Origin of the sequence: Streptomyces sp. NPDC013187 (assembly GCF_042899705.1) — a bacterium.
GTDB classification, from domain to species: domain Bacteria; phylum Actinomycetota; class Actinomycetes; order Streptomycetales; family Streptomycetaceae; genus Streptomyces; species Streptomyces hawaiiensis_A.
Genome location: NZ_JBIBAF010000006.1, coordinates 85,328 through 102,809, shown reverse-complemented (window position 1 = coordinate 102,809; position 17,482 = coordinate 85,328). Strand labels below are relative to the sequence as shown.

Sequence of the window (17,482 nt, the reverse complement as noted above, 5' to 3'; positions counted from 1 at the left end):
CGGGGTCCGATGCTCACAACCCCCACGGGGCATGGCAGTCTTAGGACATGGCCGCGCAGATCAACCCGAGCATCCTGTCCGCAGACTTCGCCCGCCTCGCGGACGAGGCGAAGGCCGTGGAAGGAGCCGACTGGCTCCACGTCGACGTCATGGACAACCATTTCGTCCCGAACCTCACGCTCGGCGTGCCGGTCGTAGAGTCGCTGGCGCGTGCGACGGACACCCCGCTGGACTGCCACCTGATGATCGAGGCCCCCGATCGCTGGGCGCCCCAGTACGTGGAGGCGGGGGCCGGTTCCGTCACCTTCCACGTCGAGGCCGCCGCGGCTCCGGTCCGGCTCGCGCGGGAGATCCGTGCCAAGGGCGCCCGCGCCTCCATGGCGCTGAAGCCCGCGACCCCCATCGAGCCGTACGAGGACCTGCTCCCCGAGCTCGACATGCTGCTGATCATGACGGTCGAACCGGGCTTCGGGGGACAGGCCTTCCTCGACATCATGCTTCCGAAGATTCGCCGCACCCGCGAGTTGATCAGCAAGCACGGACTGGAGCTCTGGCTCCAGGTCGACGGCGGAGTTTCCGCTTCCACCATCGAGCGCTGCGCCGACGCCGGCGCCGACGTCTTCGTGGCCGGATCGGCGGTCTACGGGGCAAACGACCCGGCAGAAGCGGTACGTGCACTACGCACCCAGGCCGAGGCGGCGACCGCGAAGGCCACCTGGGCCTGCAACCACTGAGCCACAGCAAAGTGAACGGCTCTCATCAGGGCTGATCAACCGCGCCACATCTGCAAGGATGAACGGCGAATCCAGAGTGTGAACAGCAGTGAGGAGAACGCCGTGTCGGGTATGTCGGCGGGCCGGTCAGCCATGCGGATGGGACCCGCTGAGCTGGTGCAGGCGGCGGCCATGGCCCGCCGCTTCTACCTCGAGGGCAAGTCCAAGATCCAGATCGCGGAGGAGTTCGGCGTCAGCCGCTTCAAGGTGGCCCGGGTCCTGGAGACCGCCCTCGAACGGGATCTCGTACGGATCGAGATCCGTGTGCCGGCCGAGCTGGACGCCGAGCGCTCGGACGCGCTCCGCGCCCGCTACGGCCTCAGGCACGCCGTCGTGGTCGAGTCCCCGGCCGAGGCCGAGGAGTCGCCCGACCCCGAGAACCTGGGAGAAGTGGCCGCCGACCTGCTCGGCGAACTGGTCGACGAGGGGGATGTGCTGGGCCTGGCCTGGGGCCGCTCCACCATCCACATGGCGGCGGCGCTCGACCGGCTGCCGCCCTGCACGGTGGTGCAGCTAACCGGTGTCTACGACGCCGGGACCGCCGAGCGCGGCTCGGTGGAGGCCGTACGCCGCGCCGCCCAGGTGTCCGGCGGGGACGCCCACCCCATCTACGCCCCGATGCTGCTGCCCGACGCGGCCACGGCCACGGCCCTGCGCAACCAGACGGGAATCGCCCGGGCCTTCGAGCACTTCGACAAGGTCACCGTCGCCTGTGTCTCCATCGGCTCCTGGGAGCCGGGCATCTCCACGGTGCACGACATGCTCAGCGACGAGGAGCGCGCGCACTACGCCTCCCTCGGTGTCGCCGCCGAGATGTCCGCGCACCTCTTCGACGCCGAGGGCCGCCGGGTCGGCCGCGACCTGGGCGAGCGGTGCATCACCGTGAAGGCCGACCAGCTCCGACGGATCCCCGAGGTCGTCGCGATCGCGGGCGGGCAGCGCAAGGGGCCCGCGATCGACGCGGTGCTGCGGTCCGGGCTCGTCACCAGCCTGGTCACGGACACCTCGGCCGCCGACTATCTCATGACGGCCGGACCGGCGCCGAAGTCCGCGCTCAACCGGTCCGACCCGGACGGGGTCTGACGGATGGCCGGCCACGAGCACGACGTGCACGACCCGGCGGGCCGGATCGTGCTCGTCCTGGACCTGGACGGGGTCACGGACAAGGCGGGCCTCATGGACCGCTGCGCCCGTGACCTGGCCCTGCCCGACTGGTTCGGCCGCAACTGGGACGCCCTCGCCGACTGCCTCTCCGACCCCGCCCTCTATCCCGAGGGGGCGGGGGAGCGGGGGCTCCTCGTCGTCGTGCGGGGCTGGCGGACGTACGCCGAGAAGCGGCCCGAGGAGTGGCAGGTCGCCGAGGAGATCTTCGCCGAGGCGACGGACCGGGGCCCGGGGCTGTTCGTGACCCTCGGCCTTGGAGAATCCTCCGAGAGGCCCCCTGACCAGCCTGGATGATCCGCTGGGGGTTGTTCGCGCGGGTGGCATGGGAGAATGAAGTACGTGCTCTTTCCCCCTGGCCGGCCGGTCCGGGGGTCACCTCTGATCGACTGGGATGTGCAGCACGTGCGTTTCCTCAATGACATCCAGCCCGGGTACGACCTGACGTACGACGACGTCTTCATGGTGCCGAGCCGCTCCGCGGTGGGCTCGCGGCAGGCCGTCGACCTCAGCTCCCCGGACGGCACGGGCACCACCATCCCGCTCGTCGTCGCCAACATGACCGCCATCGCCGGCCGCCGCATGGCCGAGACCGTGGCCCGCCGCGGCGGCCTGGTGGTGATACCCCAGGACATCCCGAACGACGTGGTCACCGACGTCGTCTCCTGGGTGAAGAGCCGGCACCTGGTGCTGGACACCCCGATCATCCTGTCCCCGCACCAGACGGTCGCCGACGCGCTGGCCCTGCTGCCCAAGCGGGCACACAACGCCGGTGTGGTCGTCGACGGCGACCACAAGCCGATCGGCGTGGTCACCGACGCCGACCTGTCCGGCGTGGACCGCTTCACCCAGCTCGCCGAGGTCATGTCCAGGGACCTGCTGCTCATCGACGCGGACATGGACCCGGGCGAGGCGTTCGACACCCTCGACCACGCCAACCGCCGCTACGCCCCCGCGGTGAACGAGGACGGCACGCTCGCCGGCATCCTGACCCGCAAGGGCGCCCTGCGCGCCACGCTCTACACGCCGGCCACCGACGCTCGGGGGCGGCTGCGCATCGCCGCCGCCGTCGGCATCAACGGCGACGTCGCGGGCAAGGCCCAGCAGCTGCTGGACGCCGGGGTCGACGCACTCGTCATCGACACCGCGCACGGACACCAGGAGTCGATGATCAGCGCCCTGAAGCTGGTGCGCGACCTCGACCCGCAGGTGCCGATCGTCGCGGGCAACGTGGTCGCCGCCGCAGGTGTGCGCGACCTGATCGAGGCCGGCGCGGACATCGTCAAGGTCGGTGTCGGCCCCGGCGCCATGTGCACCACGCGCATGATGACCGGCGTCGGCAGGCCGCAGTTCTCCGCCGTCCTGGAGTGCGCCGCCGAGGCGAAGAAGTACGGCAAGCACGTGTGGGCCGACGGCGGTGTCCGCCACCCCCGTGACGTGGCCATGGCCCTCGCGGCCGGCGCGTCCAACGTGATGGTCGGCTCCTGGTTCGCCGGCACCTACGAGTCCCCGGGCGACCTGCAGCACGACGCCCAGGGCCGCGCCTACAAGGAGTCCTTCGGCATGGCCTCCGCCCGGGCCGTGCGCAACCGCACCTCGGAGGAGTCGGCGTACGACCGGGCCCGCAAGGCGCTGTTCGAGGAGGGCATCTCCACCTCCCGGATGTTCCTCGACCCGGCCCGCCCGGGCGTCGAGGACCTGATCGACTCGATCATCGCAGGCGTCCGCTCCTCCTGCACCTACGCCGGTGCCGGCTCCCTGGAGGAGTTCGCCGAGAAGGCCATCGTCGGCATCCAGAGCGCCGCCGGCTACGCGGAGGGCAAGCCCCTGCACGCCAGCTGGAGCTGACGGCCCCAGCGTCCCGCAATGGCCCCCGTTGACCCGCCCCGCGGGAAAAGCGGGGGCCGTTTCGCGTACGCGAGCCCTACCGTCGGCGCATGGAGATCGCCGAGTGCAGGACCGATGACATCGAGGCACTGGAGCGCCACATGCCGTCGCACAGCGCCGACGGCGGTCATGCCGCCCGCTTCGCACGGCAGCGGGCGGGGGAGAGCACCTATCTGATCCCGTGGCGGGAGGGCAGCCCGGTGGGCCACGCGGAGATCCGCTGGACCGGCTGCGAGGCGCCGGAGGTGCAAGCCGCTCATCCCGGTGCCCGGAGATCAACGGCCTGCTCGTCTGGCCCGCGCCGCTCCGCTCCCAGGGCGTCGGCACCGCGCTGGTGCACACCGCCGAGCGGCTGGCGCGAGAACGAGGCATCGGCGTGCTGGGCCTCGGTGTCGGGGACGACAACCCCCGCGCGGCCGCGCTCTACGCCAGGCTCGGCTGTCTGCCCACCGTGGCGTACGTCGACCGTTGGGTCCACCTGACCGCCGACGGCGTTCGACAGGAGCGGGCCGATCCCTGTGTGTTCCTCGTGAAAGCCCTCTGACGGCCCCGGATGCAACACTCGACAGCCGTCCCGCAACGAACACCCGCACATCCCCGGGTAACGCAATGATCTTGCATGTGTGCGCAAGGTTGCTGCATTTCACCAGCAACGCCGATGCTCGTAGGCTGTCGCCTCGTACGTGGCGTGGCGGGGACTCCGCTCGGTGGGTCCCTGCTCAAGGGTGCCCGCGGTCCCCGCTGCCCTGACCGGTAGCGATAAGGAGCCAGCGCGTGCTCGACCAAGGCGCACCCCCGCAGAACCCAGGCCCCACGGCGGCCTCCGCACCCCCTGGCGTCGGCGCGCGCCTCATGCGCCGCAAGCCGGTGGAACGCCTGGTCGCCGAGGGTGGCCAGGGTGAGGGTGGGTCACTGCGCCGCACCCTCGGGCTGTGGCAGCTGACCATGATCAGCATCGGTGCCACGCTCGGCACCGGCATCTTCGTCGTCCTCGGCGAGGCCGTCCCCAAGGCGGGCCCGGCCGTCACCCTCTCCTTCGTGATCGCCGGTCTCACCGCCCTGTTCTCGGCCCTGTCCTACGCCGAGCTGGCCGGCACCATCCCGGTCTCCGGCTCCTCGTACTCGTATGCGTACGCAACGATGGGCGAGCTGATCGCCTGGATATGCGGCTGGTGCCTGGTCCTGGAGTACGGCGTGTCGGTGGCCGCCGTCGCCGTCGGCTGGGGCGAGTACCTCAACGAACTGCTCGACGGCACCATCGGCGTCACCATCCCGGCCGCCCTCTCCGCCCCGCCCGGCGACGGCGGCGTGTTCAACCTGCCGGCCCTGATCGTCGTGCTGCTCGCGATGGCGTTCCTGCTGGGCGGCGCCCGCGAGTCCGCCCGCGCCAACACCGTCATGGTCGTCGTGAAGATCGCCGCACTGGTGATGTTCTGCGCCATCGGAGTCCAGGGCTTCCGCTCCGGCAACTACGAGAACTTCATGCCGCTCGGCATGGCGGGCGTCAGCGCCGCCGGTGCCACGCTGTTCTTCTCCTACATCGGCTTCGACGCCGCCTCCACCGCCGGCGAGGAGGCCAAGAACGCCCAGCGTGACCTGCCCCGCGCGATCATGCTGTCCCTGGTCATCGTCACCGCGCTGTACGTCCTCGTCGCGGCCGTCGCGGTCGGCGCCAAGCCCTGGAAGAACTTCACCGACTCCGAGGCCGCCCTCGCCCAGATCATGCGCGAAGTCACCGGGCAGACCTTCTGGGGCACCCTGCTGGCGTTCTGCGCCGTCATCGCCATCGCGAGCGTGGTGCTGACCGTGCTGTACGGCCAGACCCGCATCCTGTTCGCCATGTCCCGCGACGGACTCGTGCCCAAGGTGTTCGCCAAGGTCCACCCGAAGACCGGTGCCCCCCGCGCCAACACCCTGATCGTGTCGCTGTTCTGCGGTGTCCTGGCCGCCGCGATCCCGCTCGGGCAGCTCGCCGACGCCACCAGCATCGGCACCCTGTTCGCCTTCGCCCTCGTCAACGTCGCCGTCGTCGTGCTGCGCCGGACCAAGCCGGACCTGCCGCGCACCTTCCGGGTGCCGCTCTCCCCGGTCCTGCCGGCGCTGGGCTTCGCCTTCTGCATCTGGATGATGGGCAGCCTGTCGACCGTGACCTGGGTGGTCTTCGGTGTCTGGATGGCCGCCGGGCTCGTGTTCTACTTCCTGTACGGCTACCGCCGATCCCGACTCGCGCCATCCGAAAAGTGAACGACCCACTGTGCTGAACGATCTCGACGAACGCATCGTGCACGCCCTCGCCGAGGACGCCCGCCGCTCCTACGCCGACATCGGCTCACTGGTCGGCCTGTCCGCGCCCGCCGTGAAACGGCGCGTGGACCGGCTGCGGGCCACCGGAGCCATCACCGGCTTCACCGTACGCGTGGACCCGGGCGCCCTCGGCTGGGAGACCGAGGGGTTCGTCGAGATCTACTGCCGCGGGAACACCTCCCCGGAGACCATCCAGCGGGGCCTGGAGCGCTACCAGGAGGTCGTGGCCGCGTCCACCGTCACGGGGGACGCGGACGCGATCGCCCAGGTCTTCGCCTCCGACATGCGGCACTTCGAACGGGTCCTGGAACGGATCGCCGGCGAGCCGTTCGTCGAGCGGACCAAGTCCGTGCTCGTGCTCTCGCCGCTGCTGCGGCGCTTCTCGTCGGGTTCGCCCACGTAATTACGTGGCCCGGTGCAGGCGACACCTCTAGCCTGGGTGTCATGACCTGGCGACATTGATCCACCAGCCGTGCCTCCCGAGGACCGCCTCGGACGCCGTACCTCCGGCGTCCGATCCGTCCTTCCGGGAAGGCCTCATGACACTCTCACCCGCGCGTGTGCCGGCCACCGGCGTCCGCCGTCTGACGCGCACGCTGTACGGCTACGCGTTCCTCGACGACTTCGTCCTGCTCTACCCGGTGTACGCGCTGCTCTTCGCCGACACCGGCATGTCGCTCTGGCAGATCTCCTCCCTGTTCGCCCTGTGGTCGGTCACCGGTGTGGTGCTCGAAGTGCCCTCCGGAGCATGGGCCGACGCCATGTCGCGTCGCAGGCTGCTGTGGATCGGCCCGCTGCTCACCGCCGCCGGCTTCGCGCTGTGGGTGACCCTCCCGTCGTACGGGGCCTTCGCGGTCGGCTTCGTCCTGTGGGGCGCGGGCGGGGCGCTCGGCTCCGGCGCTCTGGAGGCCCTGGTCTACGACGAGCTGGACCGGCTCGACGCCGCCGACCGGTACGCGCGGGTCATGGGCCGGGCCCGGGCCGCGCGGCTGGTGGGCACCGTTGCCTCGACCGGCCTCGCGGGACCCGTTCTCGCCCTGGGCGGCTACCCGGCCGTCGGTGCCCTGAGTGTCCTGGCCTGTGTGCTGGCCGCCGTTGCCGCGACCCGGTTCCCGGAGCACCGGGTGCGGCCGGAGAGCGCTGACGCCGGCTGGGCGACGACCGTGCGGGCGGGGTTCGCCGAGGTCCGCGGGGAGCGTGCGGTACGCGGCGCCGTGCTGCTGATCCCGGCCGTGGCCGCCGTGTGGGGCGCACTTGACGAGTACACCCCCCTGCTGATCCGGGAGATCGGCTTCCACGAGGCGACGGTGCCCTACCTGGTCATGCTGGTCTGGGCGGGTGTCACGGCCGGCAGCCTCCTGGCCGGGCCGGCCGAACGCCTCGGCACGAGGGGGCTCGCCGTGCTGCTGGCGGGTGCCGCTGCCGCCCTCGCGGTCGGAGCCCTGGCCCGCTCACTGACCGGAGTCGTCCTCCTCGGCCTGGCCTTCGCCGGGTTCCAGCTGGCCGAGGGACTCGCCGACGTCCGGCTCCAGCACCGCATCGACGACTCCCGCCGGGCCACGCTCACCTCTGTCGCGAGCCTGGGCACCGAGCTGGCCACGGTCGCCACGTTCGGCGTGTACGCGCTGCTCGGCACGGACCTGGCGCACGGCACCGTTTTCGCGGTACTGGCGATCCCCTACCTGGTGACGGCCCTGGCGCTGGCTAGAGCTCGGGCTGCCACGGCACGACCGTGAAGTCACCCGTCCCCTTCATGACCTTCTCGAAGGGGGCGGAACTCACGCACTTGGGCGGCTCGTTGCCCTCGCCGGGGCGACCGGTCGAGGCCCAGCTGTAGCCCAGCCGGTCGTGGCGGCCGAGGTCGTGGACGGTGACGCCGACCCGCTTGCCCTCGGCGCCCGGGAGGTCGGACTCGGTGACGACGCCGGAGACGACGGCCACCTTGCCGCCGGTCAGCAGGCAGTCGACCTTCACCTCGGCCCGGGCGCCGTCGCCGTTCAGGTAGTGGCTGAACTCGAAGGTGCCGGTCGCCTTCATCGGGTCGGCCTTGTCCTTCGCGGCGAGATGCGCGTCGAACGAGAACGTGATGTCGTCCCCGGCCGAGCGGTACAGCTTGGCGGTGCCGGTGAGGGCTGCGGCCTCCCGCTGGTGAGGCGCGTCCGACGCGGCCGGTGTGAGGGCCGCGGCCTCCGGCTGCCTGGGTGTGTCCGACGCGGTCGGTGTGAGGGCCGCGGCCTCCGGCTGCCTTGTGTCCGACGCGGTCGCGGCCGAGGCCACCCCGGCCGTGAGGAGCAGCGCGGAGCCGAGCACGACGATCTTCGTACGGCGCTTCATTGCGTTCCTTTCCGCAGGTCGAGTGGACAGCCCTTACTCTCCCGGCCCGGCGGGGGCAGGACATCGCGCTCGGGGCGGGACCCCGCCTCCGCCGTACGGCGGGGGAGACCGCGTGCAGCTGCGCTCCGAGGAGGAGCGCGGGTCCGACCCGGGGCGCGCAACGAATCGCCGCCGGGCCCTCGACCCACGCAACGAACGGTTCACCGGCGCGCAACGGCTCCTGCTTGTCCGCGCTGGTCAGCCGCCCGTACCGTCTACATGGCCCCCAAAGGTCCCCCAACCACCCTTCCGTCCGGTGAGGATCACGCATGCGCACCGCCCTGCTCCAGAGCTCCGGCCGCCCCGGCTCCACCGTCGAGAACCTCAAGGTCCTCGACGAGGCCGCGGGCCGGGCCGCCGCCGCGGGTGCCGGGCTGCTGGTCACGTCCGAGCTGTTCCTGACGGGGTACGCGATCGGCGACGAGATCGGCCGGCTCGCCGAGTCCGCCGACGGCGACTGTGCCGACGCCGTCGCCGAGATCGCGACGCGCCACGGCCTGGCGATCGCCTACGGCTACCCCGAGCGGGACGGCGAGGCCGTGTTCAACTCCGTCCAGCTGATCTCCGCCGACGGCACCCGACTCGCCAACCACCGCAAGACGCACCTCTTCGGCTGCTTCGAGCGCGACCACTTCACGCCCGGGGACCTGCCGGTCGTCCAGGCCGAGATCGACGGCCTCCGGGTGGGTCTCATGATCTGCTACGACGTGGAGTTCCCGGAGAACGTCCGCGCCCACGCCCTGGCGGGCACCGACCTGCTCGTCGTCCCCACCGCGCAGATGCACCCGTTCCAGTTCGTCGCCGAGTCGGTGATCCCGGTCCGGGCCTTCGAGAACCAGATGTACGTCGCGTACGTCAACCGGGTCGGTCCGGAAGGGGAGTTCGAGTTCGTGGGGCTGTCCACGCTCGCCGGGCCCGACGGGGTCGCCCGGACCCGGGCCGGACGCGGAGAGGAACTCGTGCTCGCCGACGTCGACCCGGCCTTCCTCGCCGCGTCGCGCGAGAACAACCCGTATCTGCGGGACCGGCGGCCCGGCCTGTACGGCTCGCTCGTCTGAGAACCCCCTGAACACCCTTCGTATCTGTGCAAGGAGTCCGTACCCCATGACGTCCACCGTGCCCAACGCCGTCGAGCACGCTGACGCGCAGCAGCCGCCGATCACCATGTTCGGCCCGGACTTCCCGTACGCGTACGACGACTTCCTCGCCCACCCGGCGGGTCTCGGCCAGATACCCGCGACCGAGCACGGCACGGAGGTCGCGGTCATCGGCGGCGGCCTGTCCGGCATCGTCGCCGCGTACGAGCTGATGAAGATGGGCCTCAAGCCGGTCGTGTACGAGGCCGACCAGATCGGCGGCCGGCTGCGCACGGTGGGCTTCGACGGGTGCGACGAATCCCTCACCGCCGAGATGGGCGCGATGCGCTTCCCGCCCTCCTCCACGGCCCTGCAGCACTACATCGACCTGGTCGGCCTGGAGACGCGGCCGTTCCCCAACCCGCTGTCGGAGGCGACCCCTTCGACCGTCGTCGACCTCAAGGGCGAGTCGCACTACGCCGAGACGATCGGCGACCTGCCCCAGGTCTACCGGGACGTCGCCGAGGCGTGGAACCGCTGCCTGGAGGAGGGCGCCGACTTCTCCGACATGAACCGCGCCCTGCGCGAGCGGGACGTGCCGCGCATCCGCGAGATCTGGTCCAAGCTCGTCGAGAAGCTCGACAACCAGACCTTCTACGGTTTCCTCTGCGACTCCGAGGCGTTCAAGTCCTTCCGGCACCGCGAGATCTTCGGCCAGGTCGGCTTCGGCACGGGCGGCTGGGACACCGACTTCCCGAACTCCATCCTGGAGATCCTGCGGGTCGTCTACACCGAGGCCGACGACCACCACCGCGGCATCGTCGGCGGTTCCCAGCAGCTGCCGCTGCGCCTGTGGGAGCGCGAGCCGCAGAAGATCGTCCACTGGGCCCAGGGGACCTCGCTCGCGACCCTGCACGCGGGCGGCGAGCCCCGCCCGGCCGTGACCCGGCTGCACCGTACCGCCGGCAACCGCATCACCGTGACCGACGCGCACGGCGACATCCGAACCTTCCAGGCGGCGATCTTCACCGCCCAGTCCTGGATGCTGCTGTCGAAGATCGCCTGCGACGACTCGCTCTTCCCGATCGACCACTGGACGGCGATCGAGCGCACCCACTACATGGAGAGCTCCAAGCTCTTCGTGCCGGTGGACCGGCCGTTCTGGCTGGACAAGGACGAGGAGACCGGCCGGGACGTCATGTCGATGACGCTCACCGACCGTATGACGCGCGGCACTTACCTGCTCGACGACGGCCCGGACAAGCCCGCCGTCATCTGCCTGTCCTACACCTGGTGCGACGACAGCCTGAAGTGGCTGCCGCTGTCCGCGAACGAGCGGATGGAGGTCATGCTGAAGTCGCTCGGTGAGATCTATCCCAAGGTCGACATCCGGGGGCACATCATCGGCAACCCGGTGACGGTCTCCTGGGAGAACGAGCCCTACTTCATGGGTGCGTTCAAGGCCAACCTGCCCGGCCACTACCGCTACCAGCGGCGCCTGTTCACGCACTTCATGCAGGACCGGCTGCCCGAGGACAAGCGCGGCATCTTCCTCGCCGGCGACGACATCTCCTGGACGGCCGGCTGGGCCGAGGGCGCGATCCAGACCGCCCTCAACGCGGTCTGGGGCGTCATGCACCACCTGGGCGGCACGACCGACCCGACCAACCCGGGCCCCGGCGACGTCTACGACGAGATCGCGCCCGTCGAGCTGCCGGAGGACTGAGCTGCCAAAAGTCTGAGCTGCCGGAGGACTGAGCTGCCAAAGGTCTGAGCTGCCGGAGGTCTGAGCTGCCGCAGGACTAGCGCGGCAGCGGCGGCTCGGTCAGGGGTGTGAGCAGCATGCGCCCCGCGAAGCCCACCGCCGTGTCCAGCCGTTCCGTGAACTCATCGGCGACATCGGGGAGTTCACGCAGGACCCACAGGGCCCGGGCCGCCGTCCACGCGGCGTCCCGGGCGCGGTCCAGGCTCCAGGAGCCGAGCAGGTGGGTCAGCGGGTCGGCGATCCGGAGAAGGTCGGGCCCCGGCATCAGATCGTCGCGGATGCGCTCCTCCAACGAGACGAGGAGATCGCCCACCATGTCGAACTCGTCCTCCAGATCGACGGGTGCGCAGCCGAGCGTACGGCAGGTGTCCACGACGGCCAGCGCGAGATCGTGCCCGATGTGCGCGTTGATGCCCGCCAGCGCGAACTGCAACGGCCGTACCCCGGGATGGCGGCGGAACTGGAACAGCGGCCGCCAGCAGGCGGGCGGACGCTCCTCGTCCGCCGCCGCCTCGACGGCCGCGAGGTACCGCTGCGCGAACCGTACGTCCAGCGTGATCGCGGCGTGGGCGTCCGCGAACCGGCCGGCGTCGACGTACCGGTCCACCGCCTCCGTCACCGCGAGGTAGACACGGTTGAAGACCGCCACCCCGTCCCGCGGGTGCAGGGCCGCGTCGAGGGCGCGCATACGGGAGATGACGGTGTCCACCGGAGTGTCCACGGCTGGGGGGAGTTGTTCGCATCGCGGCATGCGGGCAGAGTCGCAGCTCTAGGCTGGCGGGAGTACCGGCGGGCCCGGCGCTTCCCCGAAACGGGGGAACACCGCCAGCCGCAGGGGGAGGGGGAGCAGCACCGTGGCAGGCTCGCGTGCCCACCGCATGGCCGCCCGCAGGGCCGGGCGCAGACCCGCCGCCCGGCGCGGCGTGATGGTCGTGGCGGCCTCCATGGTGGTCGCGGCCGGCGCCGTCGCGGGCGTTCTCTCCCCGTTCGACGACAGACGGGCCACGGACGAGGCCGCGCCCGCCGAGGTGTCGGCCTCGCCCCGCCTCGCGCCCCTGCCGGCCGTGCCGTCGCCGTCCGCGCCGGCCACCGCCGAGTCCTCCTCCGCACCGTCGCCGTCCGCGCGCCCAACGCGGAGCCCGTCGCCGCCGAGGACCCGGACGAAGCGGGAGCGCGCCGCCACCGTGCCCGGACGGCTCTACCGCCACCCCGACTCCCAGGTGCTGGAGTGGGTCCGCTCCCACTCCGGCGATCCGCGGCACGCGGTCATCGCGTCCCGTATCGCCCGGCAGCCGGCGGCCGTCTGGTTCGCCGACCACTCCCCGCAGACCGTCACCGCCCGGGTCGCCGCGGTGACGTCGGGCGGTGACGCGCTGGGCCGGGTTCCCGTCGTCGTGCCGTACGCGATCCCCGGCCGGGACTGCGGGGGCCACTCCCAGGGCGGTGCGCCCGATCTGAACGCCTACGACGCCTGGATCGACCGGTTCGCGGCGGGGCTGGGCTCCGGCGAGGTCATCGTCGTCCTGGAGCCCGACTCCGTCGCCCAGGCCGAGTGCCTCTCCGCCGGTGAACGCGCGGACCGCTTCACCTCGCTGGCCCGGGCCGGCCGCGTGCTGAAGGCCGCCAACCCCCGGGCCCGGGTGTACTTCGACGCGGGGCACTCGGGCTGGAACGCGCCCGGCAAGCAGGCGGCCTGGCTCAGGCAGGCCGGTGCCGCCTCGCCCGAGTCGTCCGACGGCATCTTCAGCAACGTCTCCAATTTCCACACCACCGCCGACGAGGTCGCCTACGACCGGCGGGTCCTCGACGCGCTCGGCGGCCCGGCGAGCCTCGGCGCGGTCATCGACACCAGCCGCAACGGCAACGGCGCCCCGGCCGACGGCGAGTGGTGCGACCCGGCGGGCCGGGGGCTCGGCCGGGCCCCGACCCTGAGCACCGGCGAATCCCGGATCGACGCCTACCGGTGGGTGAAGCTGCCGGGGGAGTCGGACGGCTGCAAGGGCAGGCCGGGGACGTTCACGGCCTCCTACGCCTACGACCTGGCGTCGTCCGATGCGGCGTCGTCGTAGGAGGAGGTGCCCTCGTCCAGCAGCGGCCGCTGCGTCTTCAGATGGGCCGGGGCGAAGGCCCGCAGGGCGTGGTAGCCGGTGATGACGACCACCGTGCCGAGCGCGATGCCGCTCAGCGAGAACGTGTCGGAGAACTTCAGGGAGACGTTGCCCACGCCGATGATGATGCCCGCCGCGGCCGGGACCAGGTTCAGCGGATTGCGCAGATCCACCTTGGCGTTGATCCAGATCTGCGCGCCCAGCAGGCCGATCATGCCGTACAGGATGACGGTGATGCCGCCGAGCACCCCGCCCGGGATCGCCGCCACGACCGCGCCGAACTTCGGGCAGATGCCGAACATCAGGGCGAAGCCGGCGGCGGCCCAGTACGCGGCCGTCGAGTAGACGCGGGTCGCGGCCATCACACCGATGTTCTCGGAGTACGTGGTGTTGGGCGGGCCGCCGACCGCGGTGGACAGCATCGAGCCGACGCCGTCGGCCGCGATGGCCGTCCCGAGCTTGTCGTCCAGCGAGTCGCCGGTCATCTCGCCGACCGCCTTCACGTGGCCGGCGTTCTCCGCGACCAGCGCGATGACGACCGGCAGGGCGACCAGGATCGCCGACCACTCGAACGAGGGGGCGTGCAGGGTGGGCAGCCCGATCCAGTCGGCCTGGCCCACGCCGGAGAGGTCCAGCCGCCAGTGGTCGGTGACCTTGCCGCTCGCGTCCACCGAGTGGATCTTGCCGAAGACCAGGTCGAACACCCAGGAGATGCCGTACCCGAAGACCAGCCCCAGGAAGATCGCGATCCGGGACCAGAAGCCCCGCAGGCAGACCACCGCCAGACCGGTGAACAGCATCACCAGCAGGGCCGTCCACTGGTCCTGCGGCCAGTACGTCGAGGCCGTCACCGGCGCCAGGTTGAAGCCGATCAGCATCACCACCGCGCCGGTCACGATCGGCGGCATCGCGGCGTGGATGATCCGCGCCCCGAACCGCCGCACGGCGAGCCCCACCAGGAACAGCGCGCCGCCGACTACGAACACCGCTCCCGTGACGGTCGCGCTGCTGCCTCCTTGCGCCCGGATGACCGCCGCCACGCCGACGAAGGAGAGCGAGCAGCCCAGGTAGCTGGGCACGCTGCCGCGGGTGGCCAGCAGGAACACCACGGTCGCGACGCCCGACATCATGATCGCCAGGTTCGGGTCCAGGCCCATCAGGACCGGTGCGACGAAGGACGCACCGAACATCGCCACGACGTGCTGGGCGCCGAGTCCGGCCGTGCGCGGCCAGGAGAGCCGCTCGTCGGGGCGGACCACGGCGCCGGGCGCCGGGATCTTTCCGTCGCCGTGCAGTTTCCAGCGGACGCCGAGATCCATGGTGCGGTTTCGCTTTCGTCGTGCGTGCGAGTGTCCGGACCATTGTCGGGGTGCGCCGGGGGCCGATCCTGACCGGGGCTGACCTGGACGGTCGAGTGTCCCCTCAGGGCCGTGGTTCGGGAACCGCCGCGTCCGTCCGGCCGATCTTCGTCCGCTCGCCGGGCCGCAGCACACCCGCGAACGCCACCAGGCCGCACGACAGCGCCGTCACCAGGCAGAACGACACCATCAGGCTCGTCGCCTGCGCCAGCATCCCGATCGCGCTCGGCGCGATCAGCCCCGAGGTGTACGTGATGGTCGCGACGCCCGCGATGGCCAGGCTCGGGTTGGATCCGCTGCGGCCGGCGGCGGCGAAGCACAACGGCACGACGACGGCGATGCCCAGTCCCATCAGCGCGAATCCGCTCATCGCCACGGCAGGATGGTCGGAGACCACGATCAGCAGCCCACCCAGGACGGCGAACACCCCGCTCGCCCGCACCGTCCGCACGGCACCGAAGCGGTCCACGACCTTGTCACCGGCGAGCCGGGCGACGGCCATGGTGAGCGTGAAGCCCGTGGTGCACGCCGCCGCGAGACCGGCCGAGGTCTCCAGCTGCTCGCGCAGGTAGACGGCCGACCAGTCCAGGCTCGCTCCCTCGGCGAACACCGCGCAGAACCCGATCGCGCCGATGAGCAGCGCCGACCGGGGCGGCAGCGCGAACCGCGGCGGTGGGTCGTCGTCCTCGGCGGGCTGCAGGTCGAGCACCCACTGGCAGGACAGCACCCCCATGACGGTGAGCACGGCGGCGGCGAGGGCGTGGTGCAACCGGGCGTCCGAGCCGAGGTGCGCGGCGAGCGTGCCGGCCGCCGAGCCGACCAGGGCACCCACGCTCCACATTCCGTGCAGTCCGGACATGATCGACCGCCCGAGGCGGTTCTCGACCTCGACGCCCAGCGCGTTCATCGCCACGTCGGTCATGCCGGCCGTCGCGCCGTACGTGAACAGGGCCAGACAGAGCGTCACCAGGTTCGGCGAGAGGGACGGCAGGACCAGCGACAGCGTCCACAGGGCGATCAGTCCGCGCAGCGCGTTCCGGGAGCCGAAGCGGTGGATGATGCCGCCGGCGAGCGGCATCGCCACGGACGCGCCGAACGCGGGGAAGGCGAGCGCGATTCCCAGCTGGCCGGCGCTCACGCCCGCGTGGTCCTGGATCCACGGCACGCGGGTCGCGAACGAACCGGTCACGGCGCCGTGCACGGCGAAGACGGCGGCCACGGCGTACCGGGACCGCTTCACCTCGCGCTGTTCGTCGACCATGCTGCCCATTCTGCGGTCCCCCTCCGGGTCTCTGCCGTGTTCCGTGACCGGTGCGGGCGTAAACTATCAGGAAGCCTGCCTGATAATAAGAGGGTTTCCCGCTGGCCACGGTCGACGGCCTCTTCGATCTGGGAGGATCCGCCCATGCCCGCATCCCCGAGCACCGCCCGGGCCATCAACGACCGGCTCGCCCTGCGCCTGCTCCAGCAGGAAGGCCCGTTGACGGCAGGGCAGTTGAAGCAGCTGACCGGTCTGTCCCGGCCGACCGTCGCCGACCTCGTCGAACGCCTCACCGCCGCCGGACTGGTCGCGGTGGTCGGCGAGGCGGGGGAGCGGCGACGCGGCCCCAACGCGAAGGTCTACGGCATCGTCGCCGACCGGGCGCACCTGGCCGCCCTCGACGTCCGTACCGAGAGCGTCGCCGTGGCCGTCGCGGACCTGGTGGGGCGGGTGCTGGCCGAGGCATCGGTGCCCATCGGGGACGACACCGGCACGGGTTCCGCCGTGGAGCAGGCGGTCACGCTGGTCGAGCACGTGGCGAAGGCGGCCGGTGCCGATCGCTTGCACACCGTGGGGATCGGTGCGCCCGGCCTGATCGACCCGTCCAGTGGCGAACTCCGTGACTCCACCGGACTGCCGGAGTGGCACCGCCGGCTCGTCGCCACCCTGCAGGAGCGCCTGCCCGAGGCCCGCTTCAGCGTCGAGAACGAGACGAACCTCGCGGCGCTGGCCGAGCAGCGCGACGGGGCGGCCCGGGACCGGGACACCTTCGTCCTGCTGTGGCTCGGCCATGCGCCGGGAGCGGCCGTGGTCCTCGACGGCGCCCTTCGCCGCGGCGCCTCCGGCGGCACCGGCGAGATCGGCTTCCTCCCGGTCCCGGGCACGGCCGCGCTGCCGTCGGCCACGGACTGTGAGGGCGGCTTCCACTCGCTGGCCTCCTCGTCGGCGGTCGCGGCCCTCGCGGCCGAGTGCGGCATTCCGGTGCCGCCGGGGGAGCAGACGTCCGCCGTGGGGGTGGTGCGGGCGGCGGTCGCCGTGGTGCGGGCGGCGGCGGACGGGGCCGAATCGCTCACCCCCGGAGCCGGCGCACCCTCACTGCCGACCCCTGCCCCCACCGCCCGCTTCCTGGACGCCCTCGCCGATCGTCTCGCCGTGGGGGTCGCCTCCGTCGTGGCGATTCTGGATCCCGGGTGCGTGGTGCTCGGCGGTGAGATCGGTCAGGCCGGTGGCGAGGAGCTCGCCTCACGGGTGCGGGACCGCATCGCCCGGATGACGCCACTGCCCACGGAGGTACGGGCGACGACCCTGGGCGGCGGCGCGGTCCTGCGCGGCGCACTGCTGACCGCTCGGAACCGCGCCCAGGAGGAACTGTTCACGCCCGGAGAACCCCCATCCCAGCTCTCCCCGGGCTGGTAG

16 protein-coding genes are annotated in these 17,482 nt (G+C 71.7%); 12 read left to right on the top strand and 4 right to left on the bottom strand.

From position 1 onward, the window contains the following. Positions 1 to 47 precede the first annotated feature (47 nt). The 8 genes from rpe (at position 48) to ACFY5B_RS13890 (ending at position 7,861) form a co-directional block, all read left to right on the top strand. On the top strand, positions 48 to 734 hold the full coding sequence (gene rpe, locus ACFY5B_RS13925; RefSeq protein ID WP_389968656.1) for a ribulose-phosphate 3-epimerase: 687 nt from the start codon (positions 48 to 50) through the stop codon (positions 732 to 734). Between the two features lie 78 nt (positions 735 to 812). Beyond that, positions 813 to 1,856 (top strand): sugar-binding transcriptional regulator, encoded by a 1,044-nt coding sequence (locus ACFY5B_RS13920; RefSeq protein WP_389968654.1) that lies wholly within the window; start codon positions 813 to 815, stop codon positions 1,854 to 1,856. 3 nt (positions 1,857 to 1,859) lie between these two features. Next, on the top strand, positions 1,860 to 2,231 hold the full coding sequence (locus ACFY5B_RS13915; protein ID WP_389968652.1) for a barstar family protein: 372 nt from the start codon (positions 1,860 to 1,862) through the stop codon (positions 2,229 to 2,231). Positions 2,232 to 2,339: 108 nt separating this feature from the next. Then, entirely contained in the window at positions 2,340 to 3,782 is a 1,443-nt protein-coding gene (locus ACFY5B_RS13910; RefSeq protein ID WP_389968650.1) for a GuaB1 family IMP dehydrogenase-related protein, read from the top strand. 220 nt (positions 3,783 to 4,002) lie between these two features. Next, positions 4,003 to 4,365 (top strand): GNAT family N-acetyltransferase, encoded by a 363-nt coding sequence (locus ACFY5B_RS13905; RefSeq protein WP_389968649.1) that lies wholly within the window; start codon positions 4,003 to 4,005, stop codon positions 4,363 to 4,365. A gap of 230 nt (positions 4,366 to 4,595) precedes the next feature. Next, positions 4,596 to 6,065, top strand: a complete 1,470-nt coding sequence (locus tag ACFY5B_RS13900) for an amino acid permease (protein WP_389968647.1) — start codon at positions 4,596 to 4,598, stop codon at positions 6,063 to 6,065. Positions 6,066 to 6,075: 10 nt separating this feature from the next. Next, the gene (locus tag ACFY5B_RS13895) at positions 6,076 to 6,528 is read left to right on the top strand and encodes an Lrp/AsnC family transcriptional regulator (RefSeq protein WP_104778814.1); all 453 of its coding nucleotides are present in this window, start codon (positions 6,076 to 6,078) and stop codon (positions 6,526 to 6,528) included. A 136-nt stretch (positions 6,529 to 6,664) separates the two neighbouring features. Beyond that, entirely contained in the window at positions 6,665 to 7,861 is a 1,197-nt protein-coding gene (locus ACFY5B_RS13890; RefSeq protein WP_389968645.1) for an MFS transporter, read from the top strand. Here the strand turns inward: ACFY5B_RS13890 and ACFY5B_RS13885 are convergent. After that, a complete protein-coding gene (locus ACFY5B_RS13885) occupies positions 7,830 to 8,459 on the bottom strand; it encodes a Repetin (protein WP_389968643.1) in 630 nt (209 codons plus the stop codon). The two genes, ACFY5B_RS13890 and ACFY5B_RS13885, sit on opposite strands and share 32 nt — an antisense overlap. A gap of 308 nt (positions 8,460 to 8,767) precedes the next feature. Here ACFY5B_RS13885 and ACFY5B_RS13880 point away from each other — a divergent pair, with 308 nt between their 5' ends. Together ACFY5B_RS13880 and ACFY5B_RS13875 are read left to right on the top strand one after the other, a co-directional pair. Continuing rightward, positions 8,768 to 9,556 carry a carbon-nitrogen hydrolase family protein gene (locus ACFY5B_RS13880; RefSeq protein WP_389968641.1) on the top strand — a complete coding sequence of 263 codons (789 nt, stop codon included), beginning with the start codon at positions 8,768 to 8,770 and terminating at the stop codon, positions 9,554 to 9,556. A gap of 46 nt (positions 9,557 to 9,602) precedes the next feature. Then, positions 9,603 to 11,300, top strand: coding sequence for a flavin monoamine oxidase family protein (locus ACFY5B_RS13875; protein WP_389968639.1), 1,698 nt, complete (start codon positions 9,603 to 9,605; stop codon positions 11,298 to 11,300). 76 nt (positions 11,301 to 11,376) lie between these two features. Here the strand turns inward: ACFY5B_RS13875 and ACFY5B_RS13870 are convergent, their stop codons facing one another. Then, positions 11,377 to 12,090, bottom strand: coding sequence for a DUF5995 family protein (locus ACFY5B_RS13870; protein ID WP_389968637.1), 714 nt, complete (start codon positions 12,088 to 12,090; stop codon positions 11,377 to 11,379). Between the two features lie 175 nt (positions 12,091 to 12,265). Here ACFY5B_RS13870 and ACFY5B_RS13865 point away from each other — a divergent pair, with 175 nt between their 5' ends. After that, positions 12,266 to 13,408 carry a glycoside hydrolase family 6 protein gene (locus tag ACFY5B_RS13865; RefSeq protein ID WP_389969188.1) on the top strand — a complete coding sequence of 381 codons (1,143 nt, stop codon included), beginning with the start codon at positions 12,266 to 12,268 and terminating at the stop codon, positions 13,406 to 13,408. Here the strand turns inward: ACFY5B_RS13865 and ACFY5B_RS13860 are convergent. Both ACFY5B_RS13860 and ACFY5B_RS13855 read right to left on the bottom strand, forming a co-directional pair. Beyond that, a complete protein-coding gene (locus ACFY5B_RS13860; RefSeq protein WP_389968635.1) occupies positions 13,372 to 14,766 on the bottom strand; it encodes a uracil-xanthine permease family protein in 1,395 nt (464 codons plus the stop codon). The two genes, ACFY5B_RS13865 and ACFY5B_RS13860, sit on opposite strands and share 37 nt — an antisense overlap. 103 nt (positions 14,767 to 14,869) lie before the next feature. Then, positions 14,870 to 16,075, bottom strand: coding sequence for an MFS transporter (locus ACFY5B_RS13855; protein WP_389968633.1), 1,206 nt, complete (start codon positions 16,073 to 16,075; stop codon positions 14,870 to 14,872). A 135-nt stretch (positions 16,076 to 16,210) separates the two neighbouring features. Between ACFY5B_RS13855 and ACFY5B_RS13850 the strand changes: the two genes are divergently transcribed. Further along, entirely contained in the window at positions 16,211 to 17,482 is a 1,272-nt protein-coding gene (locus tag ACFY5B_RS13850; protein WP_389968631.1) for an ROK family transcriptional regulator, read from the top strand.